Source organism: Dyella halodurans, from assembly GCF_026283925.1.
Taxonomy (GTDB): Bacteria; Pseudomonadota; Gammaproteobacteria; order Xanthomonadales; family Rhodanobacteraceae; genus Dyella; species Dyella halodurans.
On the sequence record NZ_JAPDPF010000007.1, the window covers coordinates 100,444 to 115,782 of the forward strand.

Annotated in this window: 15 protein-coding genes; all 15 read left to right on the forward strand. The window is 65.6% G+C overall.

Going from position 1 to position 15,339, the window contains the following annotated elements; genetic code table 11:
- Window positions 1-4 precede the first annotated feature (4 nt).
- The 15 genes from OUZ49_RS14720 to nuoG all read left to right on the forward strand — a co-directional run bounded on the left by OUZ49_RS14720 (window position 5) and on the right by nuoG (window position 15,339).
- Window positions 5-1,354: an aminodeoxychorismate synthase component I gene (locus OUZ49_RS14720; RefSeq protein ID WP_380003937.1), complete on the forward strand. Its 1,350-nt coding sequence runs from the start codon at window positions 5-7 to the stop codon at window positions 1,352-1,354.
- Window positions 1,354-2,184: an aminodeoxychorismate lyase gene (gene pabC, locus OUZ49_RS14725; RefSeq protein ID WP_266151245.1), complete on the forward strand. Its 831-nt coding sequence runs from the start codon at window positions 1,354-1,356 to the stop codon at window positions 2,182-2,184. The genes OUZ49_RS14720 and pabC overlap by 1 nt, the downstream gene beginning before the upstream one ends.
- Window positions 2,181-3,218 (forward strand): endolytic transglycosylase MltG, encoded by a 1,038-nt coding sequence (gene mltG / locus OUZ49_RS14730; RefSeq protein WP_266151246.1) that lies wholly within the window; start codon window positions 2,181-2,183, stop codon window positions 3,216-3,218. Before pabC ends, mltG begins: the two co-directional genes overlap by 4 nt.
- Before the next feature lie 11 nt (window positions 3,219-3,229).
- Window positions 3,230-3,895 (forward strand): dTMP kinase, encoded by a 666-nt coding sequence (gene tmk, locus OUZ49_RS14735; RefSeq protein ID WP_266151247.1) that lies wholly within the window; start codon window positions 3,230-3,232, stop codon window positions 3,893-3,895.
- Window positions 3,892-4,827, forward strand: coding sequence for a DNA polymerase III subunit delta' (gene holB, locus OUZ49_RS14740; protein ID WP_266151248.1), 936 nt, complete (start codon window positions 3,892-3,894; stop codon window positions 4,825-4,827). The genes tmk and holB overlap by 4 nt, the downstream gene beginning before the upstream one ends.
- Before the next feature lie 80 nt (window positions 4,828-4,907).
- Window positions 4,908-6,533, forward strand: a complete 1,626-nt coding sequence (locus OUZ49_RS14745; RefSeq protein ID WP_266151249.1) for an ArnT family glycosyltransferase — start codon at window positions 4,908-4,910, stop codon at window positions 6,531-6,533.
- A gap of 1 nt (window position 6,534) precedes the next feature.
- Window positions 6,535-7,464, forward strand: a complete 930-nt coding sequence (locus tag OUZ49_RS14750) for a PIG-L deacetylase family protein (RefSeq protein ID WP_266151250.1) — start codon at window positions 6,535-6,537, stop codon at window positions 7,462-7,464.
- Window positions 7,465-7,621: 157 nt separating this feature from the next.
- Window positions 7,622-7,978 carry a PilZ domain-containing protein gene (locus OUZ49_RS14755; protein WP_266151251.1) on the forward strand — a complete coding sequence of 119 codons (357 nt, stop codon included), beginning with the start codon at window positions 7,622-7,624 and terminating at the stop codon, window positions 7,976-7,978.
- Between the two features lie 270 nt (window positions 7,979-8,248).
- Window positions 8,249-8,605 carry an NADH-quinone oxidoreductase subunit A gene (locus tag OUZ49_RS14760; protein WP_266151432.1) on the forward strand — a complete coding sequence of 119 codons (357 nt, stop codon included), beginning with the start codon at window positions 8,249-8,251 and terminating at the stop codon, window positions 8,603-8,605.
- Window positions 8,596-9,153, forward strand: coding sequence for a NuoB/complex I 20 kDa subunit family protein (locus OUZ49_RS14765; protein ID WP_266151252.1), 558 nt, complete (start codon window positions 8,596-8,598; stop codon window positions 9,151-9,153). The genes OUZ49_RS14760 and OUZ49_RS14765 overlap by 10 nt, the downstream gene beginning before the upstream one ends.
- Before the next feature lie 14 nt (window positions 9,154-9,167).
- Window positions 9,168-9,896 (forward strand): NADH-quinone oxidoreductase subunit C, encoded by a 729-nt coding sequence (locus OUZ49_RS14770; RefSeq protein ID WP_266151253.1) that lies wholly within the window; start codon window positions 9,168-9,170, stop codon window positions 9,894-9,896.
- Window positions 9,897-9,898: 2 nt separating this feature from the next.
- On the forward strand, window positions 9,899-11,152 hold the full coding sequence (locus OUZ49_RS14775) for an NADH-quinone oxidoreductase subunit D (RefSeq protein WP_266151254.1): 1,254 nt from the start codon (window positions 9,899-9,901) through the stop codon (window positions 11,150-11,152).
- A gap of 18 nt (window positions 11,153-11,170) precedes the next feature.
- Window positions 11,171-11,698 (forward strand): NADH-quinone oxidoreductase subunit NuoE, encoded by a 528-nt coding sequence (gene nuoE, locus OUZ49_RS14780; RefSeq protein ID WP_266151255.1) that lies wholly within the window; start codon window positions 11,171-11,173, stop codon window positions 11,696-11,698.
- A 12-nt stretch (window positions 11,699-11,710) separates the two neighbouring features.
- On the forward strand, window positions 11,711-13,021 hold the full coding sequence (gene nuoF, locus OUZ49_RS14785; protein WP_266151256.1) for an NADH-quinone oxidoreductase subunit NuoF: 1,311 nt from the start codon (window positions 11,711-11,713) through the stop codon (window positions 13,019-13,021).
- The gene (gene nuoG / locus OUZ49_RS14790) at window positions 13,018-15,339 is read left to right on the forward strand and encodes an NADH-quinone oxidoreductase subunit NuoG (protein ID WP_266151257.1); all 2,322 of its coding nucleotides are present in this window, start codon (window positions 13,018-13,020) and stop codon (window positions 15,337-15,339) included. The genes nuoF and nuoG overlap by 4 nt, the downstream gene beginning before the upstream one ends.

Below are 15,339 nucleotides of genomic sequence, written 5' to 3' on the forward strand. Positions count from 1 at the left end.
CGCCTTGAACTTCAAACGTCGCACTCTGCACGGCCGGCGCGATCTACTCGCGCCGGCCGCTGCATTTCCGGAGCGCTATCCCGGCCTGCTGCAAAGCGTGACGCGCGGCACGCCGCAGTCCCGCTACGACATCCTGTTCGCGTATCCGCAGGACAGCCTGACCTTGCACGCGGACGGACGTCTGCTCGATGGGCAGGGCGTGGAACGCGACGGACACTTTCTCGATGCGCTGGACGAGGCATGGCGGCAATCCCGCGTGCGGCGCGATCCCATGGACGATCTGCCCTTCCATGGCGGTTGGCTGCTGTTGCTTGCCTATGAGCTGGTCGGTGAGATCGAGCCGCGCCTGCGGCTGCGCTCGCCCGGGCCGCTACCCATTGCGCTGGCGCTGCGCTGCCCTGCAGCGGTCATCGTCGACCATGAAGCCGAATGCACGATCCTGGTCGCCGAGGCAGGCCACGAGGCCTTGCTCGATGCGATGGCGTCGGATCTCGATGCGACACCCGTCATCGGCGCGATGGCCGTACCCTCCCGCTGCGACGAGGATGACTCGACGCTGTTCCTCGATGGCGTGGCGCGCATCCACGAACATCTCCACGCCGGCGATATCTTCCAGGTCAATCTCTCGCGCGCGTGGCATGCGCACTATGCCGTATCACCGAAGCCCGTCGAGCTGTACCAGGCATTGCGGCAGGCCAATCCCGCGCCATTCGCTGGCTTGTTGCAGCAAGCGGAGTGGGCCGTGGTCAGTTCTTCGCCGGAGCGGCTAGTGGAAGTGCGCGACGGACTGGCGCAGACGCGCCCGATCGCCGGCACGCGGCCGCGCACCCCGGGCGATGACGACCTGGCCCGTATTCGCGAACTCCGCACCCATCCCAAGGAGCGTGCCGAGCATGTGATGCTGATCGACCTCGAACGCAACGACCTGGGCCGCGTGTGCGTGCCGGGTACGGTCGAGGTCAACGAACTGATGGTGGTGGAAAGTTACGCCCACGTGCATCACATCGTGTCCAACGTGCGTGGCCGACTGCGTGACGAGGTGACGCCGGGCGAGGTCATTGCGGCGACGTTTCCGGGTGGCACCATTACCGGTTGTCCCAAGGTGCGTTGCATGGAGATCATCGCCGCGCTGGAAGACGCGCCCCGCGGCGCCTATACCGGTGCCCTCGGCTATCTGGACCGCAACGGCGACCTGGATCTCAACATCCTCATTCGCACCTTCACGCTGGCCGATGCGCAGGTGACCTTGCGAGCCGGCGCCGGCATCGTGGCCGACTCGGTGGCGGACAAGGAGCTGGACGAAACCCGCGCCAAGGCGCGCGGTCTATTGCGGGCGCTGGGAGTGCCGGGCTGATGTCCGCGCCTGCGCGCGTGCTGGTCGACGGTGTTTCCACCCAGACGGTCTCCGCTTTCGATCGCGGGCTGTCCTATGGCGACGGCCTGTTCGAGACCATTCGCTTCGTGCACGGCGTGGCGCCTCTGTGGTCGCGCCATATGCAGCGGCTACAGGCAAGCGGCGAACGATTGCGGCTGCCCGTGTCCGACGCGGCGCTGCTGTTGCGCGAAGCAGTGACGGTTGCGGATGGCCTCGAGCAGGCGGTCGTGCGGATCACCGTGACGCGTGGACAAGGGGAGCGCGGCTATGCGCTGCCGTCGTCGCCGCAGCCCACGCGCATCGTCGCCGCGTTTGCCGCACCGGCGATGGCGGGCGACGCCTATGCCCACGGCATTCGCCTGCGATGGTGTGAAACGCGCCTGGCCCGGCAGCCGCTACTGGCGGGCATGAAGCATCTCAATCGACTGGAGCAGGTGCTGGCGCGTGCCGAATGGAGCGATCCCGCCATCGCCGACGGCCTGTTGTGCGATACCGACGGCAAGGTCATCGCGACCACCATGGCCAATCTGTTCGCGGTCATCGATGGTGCGCTCGTCACGCCTTCGCTGGACCATGCCGGCGTGGCGGGCGTGGCGCGTGCCGAAGTCCTGGCAAGCCAGGCCGCTGTCCGGGTGGGTGATATTTCCCGCAAGGACTTGCTGCATGCCGATGAGGTCTTCCTCAGTTCGAGCGTCCGCGGCATCCTGCCTGTTCAGGCCGTGGACGATACCGTGTATGTTCCCGGCCCGGTCACCCGCGCCTTGCAGCGTCATTGGCGCGGTCTGGGTTTTCCGATGGAGCAGGCATGAGTCGAGACAAGCTGCAGGGGCGCGTGCGTTGGCGCGCACTGGTCGTACTGGTATTGCTGGCCGTGGCTGGCGTGCTGATCTATGGATGGCTGGACTTCCAGCGCTTTGCGCGCACGCCGCTGGCGGTGACGGCGCAGACCCCGAGCATCGACGTCGGTCGTGGCAGCAGTCTCCGCGACGTGGTGGCTGAGTTGCGCGAGGAGCGTGTCACCACGGTCGGCCCGCTCTACTGGCGCGTGCTGGCCGAGCAGCTGCGCGTGGCCGGGCGGCTGCACGCGGGTGAATACGCACTCACCGCGGGCATGACGCCGCGCGACCTGTTGCTCAATATGGCGGCGGGCAGGGTGCTGCAGCGCAATTTCACCATCGTCGATGGCTGGAATTTCCGCGACTTGCGCCAGGCGCTGGCCAAGGCCGAGCGCCTGCGCCAGGACGGTGCCGGGCTGGACGATGCCGCCTTGATGGCCAAGATCGGCGCCGCGGGCGAGATGCCCGAAGGCCGCTTCCTTCCCGAAACCTATGCCTATGTAAAAGGCGACAGCGATCTGGACATCCTGCGCCGCGCGCATGTCGCGATGAGCAAGATGCTCGATGCGCTATGGGCCCAGCGCGACCAGCAAGTGCCGCTGGGTACGCCGTACGACGCCCTGATCCTGGCCTCCATCGTGGAGAAGGAAACCGGCCGCGCGGACGAGCGTCCGCGCATCGCCGGCGTGTTCGTGCGCCGTCTTCAGGATCACATGCTGCTGCAGACCGATCCCACGGTGATCTACGGCATGGGCGAGTCGTATACGGGGAGCATCCACAAGGTGGACCTCACCACGGACACGCCATACAACACCTATACCCGTCCCGGCTTGCCGCCGACGCCGATCGCCATGCCCGGCAAGCCGGCCATTGAAGCCGCGCTGCATCCGGCCGACGGCACCGAGCTGTATTTCGTCGCCAAAGGCGACGGCAGCCATGCCTTCTCCAGTACGCTGGACGAACACAATCGCAATGTCGCCTGCTACCAACTGAAGCGCTGCCCATGACTCCAAGCGGTATGACCCCAGGCGGTATGACTCCAGGCGGTACGACGCCACGCGGCAAGTTCATTTCGCTCGAAGGTGGCGAGGGCGCCGGCAAGAGCACCTTGCTCGCCGGGCTGCACAAGCACCTGCTGGGGCAGGGCGTGGACCTGGTGCAGACGCGTGAGCCTGGTGGCACGCCGCTGGGCGAGGCGGTGCGCGGCATCGTGCTGGATCCGGCGCGCGGTGACATGAGTGCGGAGTCGGAGCTGTTGCTGATGTTCGCGTCGCGCGCGCAGCTGGTGCGCGAATGCATCGAGCCGGCCCTGGCTGCTGGTCGTTGGGTACTGTGCGACCGCTTCACCGATGCCAGCTTCGCCTACCAGGGCGGTGGCCGCGGCATGCCGATGGAGCGCATTGCCGAGCTGGAGCGCTGGGCGACGAACGGACTCAAGCCGGACCTCACCTTGCTGCTCGATCTTCCGGTGGCCGACGGGCGCGCGCGTGCCGCGGGTCGGAGTGCGGCCGATCGCATCGAGGTCGAGGCCGATGCGTTTTTCGAGCGCGTGCGCGCGGCGTATCGCGCGCGCGCCGTGGCCGAGCCAGCGCGCTTTCGCATGATCGATGCCAGCCTGTCGCAGGCGCAGGTGCTGCAGGCCGCGGTGGATGCCACCGCCCATCTGTTTAGAGCGTCCGCATGAACGCGATGCCCTGGCACGCCGAGCACTGGTCGCGCCTGCAGTCGCGCCGCGCGCGCGATGCCATGCCGCATGCCTTGTTGCTGTGCGGGCCGCAAGGCCTGGGCAAGCGCGAATTCATGCATCGGTTTGCGCAGGGCTTGCTGTGCACGCAGGCGCAGGATGGTGAGGCCTGTGGGCATTGCCGCAGTTGCCAGTTGTTCGTCGCCGGCACGCACCCGGATTTTGCCGTACTGAGTTTCGGCTTGCGCAAGGACGGTGTGCAGCGCAGCGAGATCGTGGTCGACCAGATACGCGAGCTGTCGGCGCGCCTGTCCATGTCCAGCCAGTTCGGCGGTTGGCAGATCGTCTGCATCGATCCGGCCGATGCCATGAATGCGGCCGCGGCCAACGCCTTGCTCAAGACGCTGGAAGAGCCCTCGCAACAGACCTTGCTGATGCTGGTGGCCGACGCACCGTGGCGGTTGCCGCAGACCATTCGCAGTCGCTGCCAGCGCATCGAGTTCCATTTGCCATCGCGCGAAGACGCACTCGGCTGGCTGCAGCAGGCTGGCGTCAGTGATGCCGCTGCCGCGCTCGATGCGGCCGGGGGCAATCCCGGCCTTGCGCGCGCGTGGGTCGATGCGGGCGCGCTGGCGCGCAGGCAGGAAGTACGCAAGGACCTGTCCGCGCTTGCGGCGGGGCGCGGCGAGGCGATGGAAGTGGCGCGCCGCTGGCTGGACAGCGAGCCCGAGCAGCGCTTGTGGTTCGCCGCCCAGGCCGTCGCCGACGAGGTACGGTCGCGTGCCGGCACCGCCGCTGGTCCGCTGTCGAGCAGCCTGGATGCCGAGGCGCTGGACCAGTGGTACATGTCGGCCAATCTCACGCGTGAATCCTTGCGTGGGCCGTTGCGCGGTGACCTCCTGCTGCTGGAATTGCTTGCCCGCTGGCGCTGATGGTGCGCCTTCGGGCGCCTGGAAGGCGGGCCCGGGATCAGGGAAAGCTGGCAGACAGGCCGTCTGCCTAGGCTTGCCGGATGAAGTCCCCGCTGCAGCACCGTGTCCCTGTTTGGCCCTGGCTTTGTTTCCTGCTCCTGCTGGTACTCCGGCTGGTGTGGTTGAACGCGTACACGCTCAATTCCGATGAAGCACAACATGCCCACGTGTCGTGGGCGTGGACGCAGGGGCTGTTGCCGTATCGGGATGTCTTCGACAACCACGGCCCCTTGTTTGGTTGGTTGCACTCGCCGCTGTTGAGGCTGCTCGACGGGCGTGCCGACGTACTGACCTGGCTGCGCCTGGCCATGCAGGTCTGGTATGTCGTGGCGGTCGGCGCCGTCGGCTGGATGGGCCTGCGTCTGTATGGCTGGCGGGTCGCCGTGGTCGCCATGCTCGTCGCCGGATTGTTTCCTCGTTTCTTCATCGTGAGCGGGCAGTTTCGTACCGACGACCTGTGGACGGCCCTGTGGCTTGCCGGCCTCGCCTGCGTGGTTGGCGCACCTGCGCGCACCTGGCGCTATTTCCTGGCCGGACTCTTGGTTGGCTGCGCCCTGTCGGTGTCGCAGAAAACGCTGGTGTTGGTGGTCACCGCCTTGGCCGCCGCCGCCGTGGTCCGGCTGATGCAGCCGACTGAGGTCGTACCGGGCGTATGGCGGCGCTGGACGGCGGCGGCCGTGGGCCTGCTGCTGGTTCCGGCCATTTTCGTCGGCTGGTTCGCCTGGCATCACGCGCTGGGCGACGTTTGGTACGGGCTGGCGGGTTACAACGTGGGCGGTGCGAAAAAGCGCCATGCCGCGCTGAACCTGCTGTGGTTCCTGGTGCTGGCGGGGGCGACGATTGCGGTGGCCGCGCGTGCGATCCGTCAGCGCGGGCTGCGCGACTTTGACTGGCCGGTTTTCCTGGCCTTGCAGAGCGGCCTGTACCTCCTGCTGATCTGGTTTGTCTGGCCCTTGATCACCAAGCAGGATTTCCTGCCGGCGGTTCCGTTGCTGGTCCTGGTGGCGTGCGGGTGGGCTTCGCATTGGGGCTGGTTGAGCGCGCGGCCGCGACTTCGCCGTGCCCTGGTGGTCCTGATCCTTGCCGGCGAACTGGTGACCGTCATCGCCTATGCGCCGCCGTGGCAGGACAATCTGGCGCCGCAGCGCGCCGAACTGGCCCTGGTACTACGCTATACCGACAAGACGGATACGGTGATGGATACCAAGGGCGAGTCGATTTTTCGCGAGCGTCCGTACTACCCGGTGCTGGAAAGCCTGGCCATGCGCCGGTTGCGGCGTGGGGAAATGGCCGACACGATTGTCGACGAGCTGGTGAGCCATTGCACCATGATGACGACGGCGCATCGCTTGCCCGAGGCGAGCAAGCGTTTCCTGGAGGGCAACTACGTGCCGGCGGGTCCGAATGTGTGGGTGGCGGGACGCATGCTTCCCTCGCAATCAGTCGATCAGGTCATCGACGTGGCCTTGCCAGGCGACTACGTGCTGACCGACGGGCAGGCGCGTCTGCGTGCAAGCCTGGATGGTGCGCCGGACGCCGACCACTGGTTTCTTGATCGAGGCCGTCACCATTTGAAGGTGGCCGAGGGCAAGCCCGTGGCCCTGGTCTGGAGCAAGGCGTTTGACCGCGGCTGGCGGCCGCTTTCGTCTTATGGAGAGGGCGGTTGATATGGCGTTGAGTCTTAACGCCGACACACGCTTGCTGGTGGTAGCCCCTCATCCCGATGACGAATCGATTGCGACGGGCGAGCTGATCCAGCAGGTGCGGGAGACGGGCGGTGACGTCCAGATCCTGCTGCTGACGAATGGCGACAACAACCCCTGGCCGCAGCGCTGGGTGGAGCGGCGCCTGCGTATCGGGCCCGACGACCGCCGCCGCTGGGGTGCGCGTCGACGGGCCGAAGTAGAGCGGGCCTTGCATCAGTTGGGCGTGGATCCGGTCGCCTTGCATCCGCTCGGCTGGCCCGACATGGGCGTTACCGAGCGGCTGTTCGAGGACTTCAACCCGTCGGTAGCTGCCTTGAGCGCCTGCCTCGACGCGTGTCGGCCGAATCTCGTGGCGATGCCGGCGCTGGGTGACCACCATCCGGATCACGGTGCCGCACACGTGCTGGTTCGCCTGGCGGTGTCGCAGTGGCAGGCGGGAGCCCCGGAGATGCTTGCCTATCTGGTTCACGGCCGTGAAGGCGAGGTGACGGGCAAGGTGAAGCTCGACTCCTCGGTCGGCCTGCATGCGAACAAGCTGGCTGCGCTGGCATGTCATCAAAGCCAGATGGCGCTCAGCGGCAAACGCATGCGCCGTCTGGCCGGCCGCGCCGAGCGCTATCGGTCGATCAAGGGCGACGGCCCGCGCGAACCTGCGCCAGTGCTGCCCTGGGTTCCGCCAGCGTCGCTGCATCGCTGGCTCCGACTGACCGTGGTCGACAGCAGCGGCGTCCACGACTGGTCCTGGTCGAAGGCGCCGATCAGCCAGGACGGGCAGGGTCGGTACGTGCTGCACGGCTTGGCCGAAGGGCGCTCGGGCCCGGGTTTCGCCAAGTTGCATATGTATGTGCCTTCGCCATGGATCTTCGATCGCTGGGGTTGGTGCGAGCTCTAGGCATCGGTGCCGAGCCTGGCGTGTTACGCGCGGCACCGGTGAGTGCGCCCGGCAGGCCATCACATTCCGTCGACACATCGCTTTACGCTCGCCCCCTGTGATCGCTAGGATGCGGCATGCGGGGTCTGCCACCCCAGCGGTTTGCAGGAGCACAGCCATGAACCCGGCCATTGCCGCCCGCCAGGGCATCATTTCGTTGAAGATCAAGGACACGGCCGCGCTTTACAACGCGTACATGCCCTATCTGAAGCATGGCGGCCTGTTCGCGCCCACGGCGCAGCGCTATGCCCTGGGTGACGAGGTGGTGCTGCTGATCAATCTGACCGACGAGGGCGAGCGCCTGTCCGTGGCCGGCAAGGTGGTCTGGGTCACCCCGGTCGGTGCCCAGGGCAACCGCACGGCGGGCATCGGCGTGCAGTTCAACGAGTCATCCGATGGCGAAGTGGCCCGCACCCGCATCGAGAATATCCTCGCCGGCATGACCGCCTCCGAGCGCCCCACGCACACGATGTAATTCCTTGCGTTGCCGGCGCTACCAAAGTCGCAGACAGATCGTGCGCAAAGTCCCCTGTTGATAGCCGTCAAGGCTTGTTGTTGTTAAGCGCACTGATACAATGTCGCGATTCCCGACCTTGATCGTGGAAAGTCGGACGTTCGTGGCCTGAACAACGCGCGCGATCGTGGCGGATAGCCCTGGCCTTGACTGGCCTGCCGAACCCAGTTGCCGGACCGTTTACCCCGACGGTCACTGATGCGCCATGAAGGCGCGGAGGTACGCTCCATCGTGCTTGCCGAATACTGGCCCATTCTGCTGTTCATCGGCGTCGCCGCCGGCCTTGGCGTGGTCCTGCTGGTCATTGGCCTGCTGGCGGGTCCGCGTCGTCCCGAAGCAGACAAGCTCTCGCCTTACGAGTGCGGCTTCGAAGCATTCGAAGATGCGCGCATGCGCTTCGACGTGCGCTACTACCTGCTGGCGATCATCTTCATCATCTTCGATCTGGAAATCGCGTTCCTGTTCCCGTGGGCCGTGGTGTTCCAGAAGATCGGCCTGACCGCGCTCATCGAGATGGCGCTGTTCCTGCTGCTCTTGGTCATTGGTTTTGCTTACGTGTGGAAGAAGGGAGCACTGGAATGGGAGTGATCTCGTCGCTCGATCGGGTGATGCACAACCCGCAGCCGTTGAACCTGGTGGACGACATCCTGCGTCCGGTCGAGGACAACCCGATCATGCAGCGTGGCTTTGCCACCACCAGTGTCGATGCGCTGATGAACTGGGCACGTACCGGTTCGATGTGGCCGATGACGTTCGGCCTCGCCTGCTGCGCCGTGGAGATGATGCACGCTGGCGCCGCGCGACTGGACCTTGACCGCTACGGCGTGATCTTCCGTCCCAGCCCGCGCCAGTCCGACGTGATGATCGTGGCCGGCACCCTGGTCAACAAGATGGCCCCCGCGCTGCGCAAGGTCTATGACCAGATGCCGGAGCCGAAGTGGGTCATTTCGATGGGTAGCTGCGCCAATGGCGGCGGCTATTACCACTATTCCTATTCCGTGGTGCGCGGCTGCGACCGCATTGTGCCGGTGGACATCTACGTGCCGGGCTGCCCGCCGACGGCGGAAGCGTTGATCCACGGCATTCTGCAACTGCAGAAGAAGATCCGTCGTACCAACACCATCGCGCGTTCCTGAGGACGCAGCCAGCCATGACTGATACACCATCGAACTCGCTGGCCGAGCGCCTTTCTGCGCGATTCGGCGACACGCTGTCGATCAGCGTCGTACGCAACGAAGTGACCGCCGAGGTCCCTGCTGCCGATCTGCTCGCGGTGGCTACCGCTCTGCGCGACGAAGCACCTTTCAGCTTCCGTCTGCCGATCGACGTCTGCGGCATCGACTATATGGGCTACGGCCAGACCGAGTGGGACACCGAAACCGTTTCCGGTACCGGCTTCTCACGCGGCGTGGAAGGCGAGGCGATGGGCCGCTTCAACTGGGCCGATCGTCCGCGTGCCGATAGCCAGCCGCGCCGTTTCGCCGCCGTGATCCACCTGCTGTCGCTGGAACACAACCATCGCCTGCGTCTGCGCGTGTTCTGTGAAGACGACACGCTGCCGATGGTGCCGTCGCTGACCGGCATCTGGCCGGGCGTGAACTGGTTCGAGCGCGAAGCATTCGACCTCTACGGCATCGTCTTCGACGGCCACCCGGACCTGCGCCGCATCCTCACCGACTACGGTTTCGTGGGCCATCCGTTCCGCAAGGACTTCCCGCTGATCGGCAATGTCGAGGTTCGCTACGACCCCGAGCAGAAGCGCGTGGTGTACGAGCCCGTGTCGATCGAGCCGCGCGTGCTGGTGCCGCGCGTGATCCGTGATGACGCCGACCTGGTCCAGGCCAAGGCCGAGTCCGCCGACAAGTGGCGGGAGAATTGAGCATGCAGGAAATCCGCAACTACACGATGAACTTCGGCCCCCAGCATCCGGCTGCGCACGGTGTGCTGCGCCTGGTGCTGGAAATGGACGGCGAAACCGTCGTTCGCGCCGATCCGCATATCGGCCTGCTGCATCGCGGTACGGAGAAGCTGGCCGAGTCCAAGCCGTTCAACCAGTCGATCGGCTACATGGATCGCCTCGACTACGTGTCGATGATGTGCAACGAGCACGCCTACGTGCGCGCCATCGAGAACCTGATGGGTATCGAGGTGCCGGAGCGTGCGCAGTACATCCGCACGATGTTCGACGAAATCACGCGCATCCTGAATCACCTGATGTGGATCGGTTCCAACGCGCTCGACCTGGGTGCGATGGCCGTGTTCCTGTATGCGTTCCGCGAGCGCGAAGAGCTGATGGACGTCTACGAGGCGGTGTCGGGCGCGCGCATGCACGCGACCTATTACCGTCCGGGCGGCGTCTACCGCGATCTGCCGGCACAGATGTCGCAGTATCGCGAGTCGCCCTGGCACAAGGGCAAGGACCTCAAGCGCCTCAACAGCTGGCGCGAAGGTTCCATGCTGGACTTCCTCGACGCGTTCACCGCGGATTTTCCCAAGCGCGTGGACGAGTACGAGGAACTGCTCACCAACAACCGCATCTGGAAGCAGCGCACCGTCGGCATTGGCGTGATCTCCCCCGAAAAGGCCCAGGCCTGGGGCATGACCGGCGTGATGCTGCGTGGGTCCGGCATCGAATGGGATCTGCGCAAGAAGCAGCCGTATGCCAAGTACGCCGAAGTGGATTTCGATATCCCGGTGGGCGTGGGTGGCGACTGCTACGACCGTTATCTGGTGCGTGTGGAAGAAATGCGCCAGTCCAACCGCATCATTGCGCAGTGCGTGAAGTGGCTGCGGGCGAATCCCGGTCCGGTGATCGTGCAGAACTTCAAGGTCGCGCCGCCGCATCGCGAAGACATGAAGCAGGACATGGAAGCGCTGATCCACCACTTCAAGCTGTTCACCGAAGGCTACGGCGTGCCCGCGGGCGAGACCTACGCCGCAGTGGAAGCGCCCAAGGGTGAGTTCGGCTGCTACCTGGTTTCCGATGGCGCCAACAAGCCGTTCCGCGTGCATCTGCGCGCGCCGGGTTTTGCCCACCTGTCGTCGATGGACGTCACCGTCAGTGGCCACATGTTGGCCGACGTGGTGGCGATGATCGGTACTTATGACCTCGTGTTCGGCGAAGTCGATCGCTGAGCCCGGAGGAAAGCACCCATGAAAGCAACCGGAAATTTCGAGCAGGTCAAGAATGTCGACCCGCTCGTCGTACTCAACGACCACACTCGTCATCACATCGAGGAGTGGGTGGCACGCTTTCCGCCGGATCGCAAGCGCTCGGCGCTGATCCAGGCGCTGTTTGCCGCACAGGAGCAGAACCACGGCTTCCTGACCGACGAGCTGATCACCGCCGTGGCGAAGTATCTCGAACTGCCGGCGGTCTGGGCTTATGAGGTCGCCAGCTTCTACTCGATGCTGGAGACCAAGCCGGTCGGCCGCAACAACGTGGCGATCTGCACCAATGTCTCGTGCTGGCTCAACGGCGCCGAAGACCTGGTGAGGCATGCCGAGAAGAAGCTGGGCATCAAGCTCGGCGAGAGCACGCCGGATGGCCGCGTGTATCTCAAGCGCGAAGAAGAATGCATCGCCGCCTGCGCCAGCGCGCCGGCGATGACCGTCAATGGTCACTACCACGAGCGTCTCACGGCCCAAAAGGTCGACGAGATTCTCGACGGTCTCAAGTAAGGGCAGGGCGCAATGGCATACGGACCGGCACCCCAGGAACATCAGGTCGTCTACACCACGCTGCATTTCGACAAGCCGTGGGCGATGGACAGCTATACCCAGGTCGGTGGTTACGAAGCGTGGAAGAAGATCCTCGCCGAGAAGCCCGACCCGAACGCGTTGATCGAAGAGATCAAGAAGAGCAACCTGCGCGGCCGCGGTGGCGCAGGCTTCCCGACCGGCTTGAAGTGGTCCTTCATGCCCAAGGGCACGATGCAGAAGTACATCCTCTGCAATTCGGACGAATCCGAGCCGGGCACCTGCAAGGACCGCGACATCCTGCGCTTCAACCCGCATGCGGTGATCGAAGGCATGGCGATCGCGTGCTATTGCACCGGTTCGACCGTGGCCTACAACTACCTGCGTGGCGAATTCCATCATGAGCCGTTCGAGCATTTCGAAGAGGCGCTGAAGGAAGCGTACGCCGCGGGTTTGCTGGGCAAGAACATCCAGGGCACCGGCCTCGATGTGGACATCTATGGCGCGCTCGGCGCCGGTGCCTACATCTGTGGCGAAGAAACCGCGCTGATGGAATCGCTGGAAGGCAAGAAGGGCCAGCCGCGCTTCAAGCCGCCGTTCCCGGCCAACTTCGGCCTGTACGGCAAGCCCAGCACGATCAACAACACCGAAACCTATGCCTCGGTGCCGGCCATCCTGCGCAAGGGCGCGGACTGGTTCCTGGCGCAGAGCAAGACCAAGAACGGCGGTCCGAAGATCTTCTCGGTTTCCGGCTGCGTGCAGAAGGGCGGCAATTTCGAGGTGCCGCTGGGCACCACGTTCGACGAGCTGCTGGAAATGGCCGGTGGCCTGCGTCCGGGCCGTACGCTGAAGGGTGCGATTCCCGGTGGCGTGTCGATGCCGGTGCTGCGTGCCGAACAGCTCAAGGGTCTGCCGTTCGACTACGACACCTTGCGCGACCTGAAGACCGGTCTGGGCTCGGGCGCCATCGTGGTGTTGGACGACACCGTCTGCACCGTGCGCTTCACCCGCCGCATCTCGCAGTTCTTCCACAAGGAATCCTGTGGCCAGTGCACGCCGTGCCGCGAAGGCACCGGCTGGATGCATCGCGTGCTGACCCGCATCGTGGACGGCCAGGGCACCATGGATGACCTGCATCGCCTGAAGGCCATTGCCGGCCAGATCGAAGGCCACACCATCTGCGCATTCGGCGAAGCCGCGGCGTGGCCGGTGCAGGGCTTCCTGCGCCAGTTCTGGGATGAATTCGAGTACTACATCGTCAACGGCCGCTCGATCGTCGACGACAAGCTTGGAGCCGCCGCATGAGTGCGCAGCCCGTCGCCCCCGCTCTTGATCTCCTGAATATCGAGATCGACGGCAAGCCCACGCAGATCCGCAAGGGCGCCATGATCATCGAGGCCGCTGACGCCATTGGCGTCGCGATCCCGCGTTTCTGCTATCACCGCAAGCTGCCGATCGCCGCGAACTGCCGCATGTGCCTGGTCGAGGTGGAAATGGGCGGCAAGCCCATGCCCAAGCCCCAGCCGGCCTGCGCCACGCCGGTGGCCGAAGGCATGAAGGTAAAGACCCGCACCGACGTCGCGCTGAAGTATCAGAAGGACGTGATGGAGTTCCTGCTGATCAACCATCCGCTCGACTGCCCGATCTGCGATCAAGGCGGCGAGTGCGAACTGCAGGACGTGGCGCTGGGTTATGGCCGCAGCGTGTCGCGCTATACCGAGCGCAAGCGCACCATCGCCGACGAAAACCTCGGCCCGCTGGTCGCCACCGAAATGACCCGCTGCATCCAGTGCACACGTTGCGTGCGCTTCACCAGCGAGATCGCCGGCACCTACGAACTGGGTGGCATGAGCCGCGGCGACAACCTGCAGATCGGCACCTATATCGGCAAGACCATCGAGACCGAGCTGTCGGGCAACATCATCGACGTCTGCCCGGTGGGCGCGCTCACCAACAAGCCGTTCCAGTTCCAGGCGCGCGCCTGGGAGCTGGTGGCGAAGCCGTCGATCGCCTATCACGATGCGCTCGGTTCCAATCTGTGGCTGCATACGCGCCGCGGTGAGGTGCTGCGCACGGTGCCGCGCGACAACGAATCGATCAACGAGTGCTGGCTCTCCGACCGCGACCGTTACAGCCATCAAGGCCTGTACGCCGCCGATCGCGTCAGCGCGCCGCAGGTCAAGCGCAACGGCCAGTGGCAGACCACCACCTGGGAAGACGCGCTTGGCGCCGCCGTCGAATCGCTGAAGCAGTCCGCCGGCAGCGACCTGGGCGTGCTGGTGCATCCGGCCACCACCAACGAAGAAGGCGACCTGCTGGTGCGCCTGGCGCGTGGCCTGGGCAGCGCGCATATCGATCACCGCCTGCGTCAGCTCGACTTCGCCGACAACGCCGCAGCCCAGGCATTTGCCAAGCCGGTGGCGGAGCTGGATCACGTCAAGGCCGCACTGCTGGTCGGTTCGGACCTGCGCCATGAGCTGCCGCTGGTCAATCACCGCATCCATCAGGCGGTGAAGAAGGGCGCCAAGGTTTACGCCGTCAATCCGGCGAGCTTCAACTTCAACTACAAGCTGGCTGGCGAAGCGATCGTCGCGCCGCAGGCCCTGGTCGATGCGCTGTTGGCGCTGGCCAAGGCCGCCGTCGAGGCAGGTGCCGCGGCACCGTCCGCACTGGCTGCCGCGATCAATGGCGCGTCGTTCGACCAGGGTGACCAGGACGCCATCGCTGCACTCAAGAGTGGCAGCGCCGTGGTGATCCTCGGCGAAGCCGCCGTGACGCATCCGCAGGCCTCGTGGCTGCGCGCCGTTGCCCGCTTCATCGCGGAAGCGACCGGCGCGGGCTACAACGAGCTGCCCGTCGGCGCCAATGCGCTGGGCCTGGCCCGCGTCGGCGTGCTGCCGAGCAATGGCGGCCTCGATGCGCAGGCCATGCTGGCCCAGCCGCGCAAGTCGTATGTGCTCTACGGCGTCGAGCCGCAGGACGTGGCCGATGGCGCCGCCTTGCTCAAGGCCTTGCGCGGTGCCGAACGTATCGTGGCGTTCTCCGCCTATGCCGGCCCGGTGCTGCGTGAGGTGGCCGACGTGATCCTGCCGATCGCGCTGCTGCCGGAAAACGACGGCACCCTGGTCAATGTCGATGGCTTGTCGCAAAGCGTGGCTGCCGGTGCGAAGGCACCGGGCGAGGCACGTCCAGGCTGGAAGGTGCTGCGTGCCCTGGGTGGCGTGCTGAAGCTTGCGGGCTTCGAGTTCGACGACCTGGCGGGCCTGCGCGAAGGCATCGTCGAGCGCGGTCATCAGCAGCGCCCGGAACTGGCGGCGCGTCCGGCGGTTGCCGGCCTGAGCCGCCTGGCCACCTGGCCGATCTATCGCACGGATGCCGTGCTGCGTCGCGCGTCCGCCCTGAGCGCCCACCCGTTGAACCGGGCGCCAACCGTGCGCGTCAATGCCGACGAGGCACAGCGCCTGGGCCTGGGCGAGGGCGTGGCAGTGCGCGTTGCCGATGCAGTGCTGTCGCTGGTGATCGATGTGAGTGTGCCCGATGGCACGGCATGGATCGAAGCTGCACACGATGACACCGTCACGCTGCCGCCTTACGGCGCGGCCCTCACCCTGAGCAAGGCGTAA

Coding starts and splice junctions, on each gene's coding strand:
- nuoE (WP_266151255.1), top strand. CDS start 11,171: ATGAAAGCAACCGGAAATTTCGAGCAGGTCAAGAATGTCGACCCGCTC.
- nuoG (WP_266151257.1), top strand. CDS start 13,018: ATGAGTGCGCAGCCCGTCGCCCCCGCTCTTGATCTCCTGAATATCGAG.
- mltG (WP_266151246.1), top strand. CDS start 2,181: ATGAGTCGAGACAAGCTGCAGGGGCGCGTGCGTTGGCGCGCACTGGTC.
- OUZ49_RS14745 (WP_266151249.1), top strand. CDS start 4,908: ATGAAGTCCCCGCTGCAGCACCGTGTCCCTGTTTGGCCCTGGCTTTGT.
- OUZ49_RS14755 (WP_266151251.1), top strand. CDS start 7,622: ATGAACCCGGCCATTGCCGCCCGCCAGGGCATCATTTCGTTGAAGATC.
- OUZ49_RS14765 (WP_266151252.1), top strand. CDS start 8,596: ATGGGAGTGATCTCGTCGCTCGATCGGGTGATGCACAACCCGCAGCCG.
- tmk (WP_266151247.1), top strand. CDS start 3,230: ATGACCCCAGGCGGTATGACTCCAGGCGGTACGACGCCACGCGGCAAG.
- OUZ49_RS14770 (WP_266151253.1), top strand. CDS start 9,168: ATGACTGATACACCATCGAACTCGCTGGCCGAGCGCCTTTCTGCGCGA.
- holB (WP_266151248.1), top strand. CDS start 3,892: ATGAACGCGATGCCCTGGCACGCCGAGCACTGGTCGCGCCTGCAGTCG.
- nuoF (WP_266151256.1), top strand. CDS start 11,711: ATGGCATACGGACCGGCACCCCAGGAACATCAGGTCGTCTACACCACG.
- OUZ49_RS14750 (WP_266151250.1), top strand. CDS start 6,535: ATGGCGTTGAGTCTTAACGCCGACACACGCTTGCTGGTGGTAGCCCCT.
- OUZ49_RS14775 (WP_266151254.1), top strand. CDS start 9,899: ATGCAGGAAATCCGCAACTACACGATGAACTTCGGCCCCCAGCATCCG.
- pabC (WP_266151245.1), top strand. CDS start 1,354: ATGTCCGCGCCTGCGCGCGTGCTGGTCGACGGTGTTTCCACCCAGACG.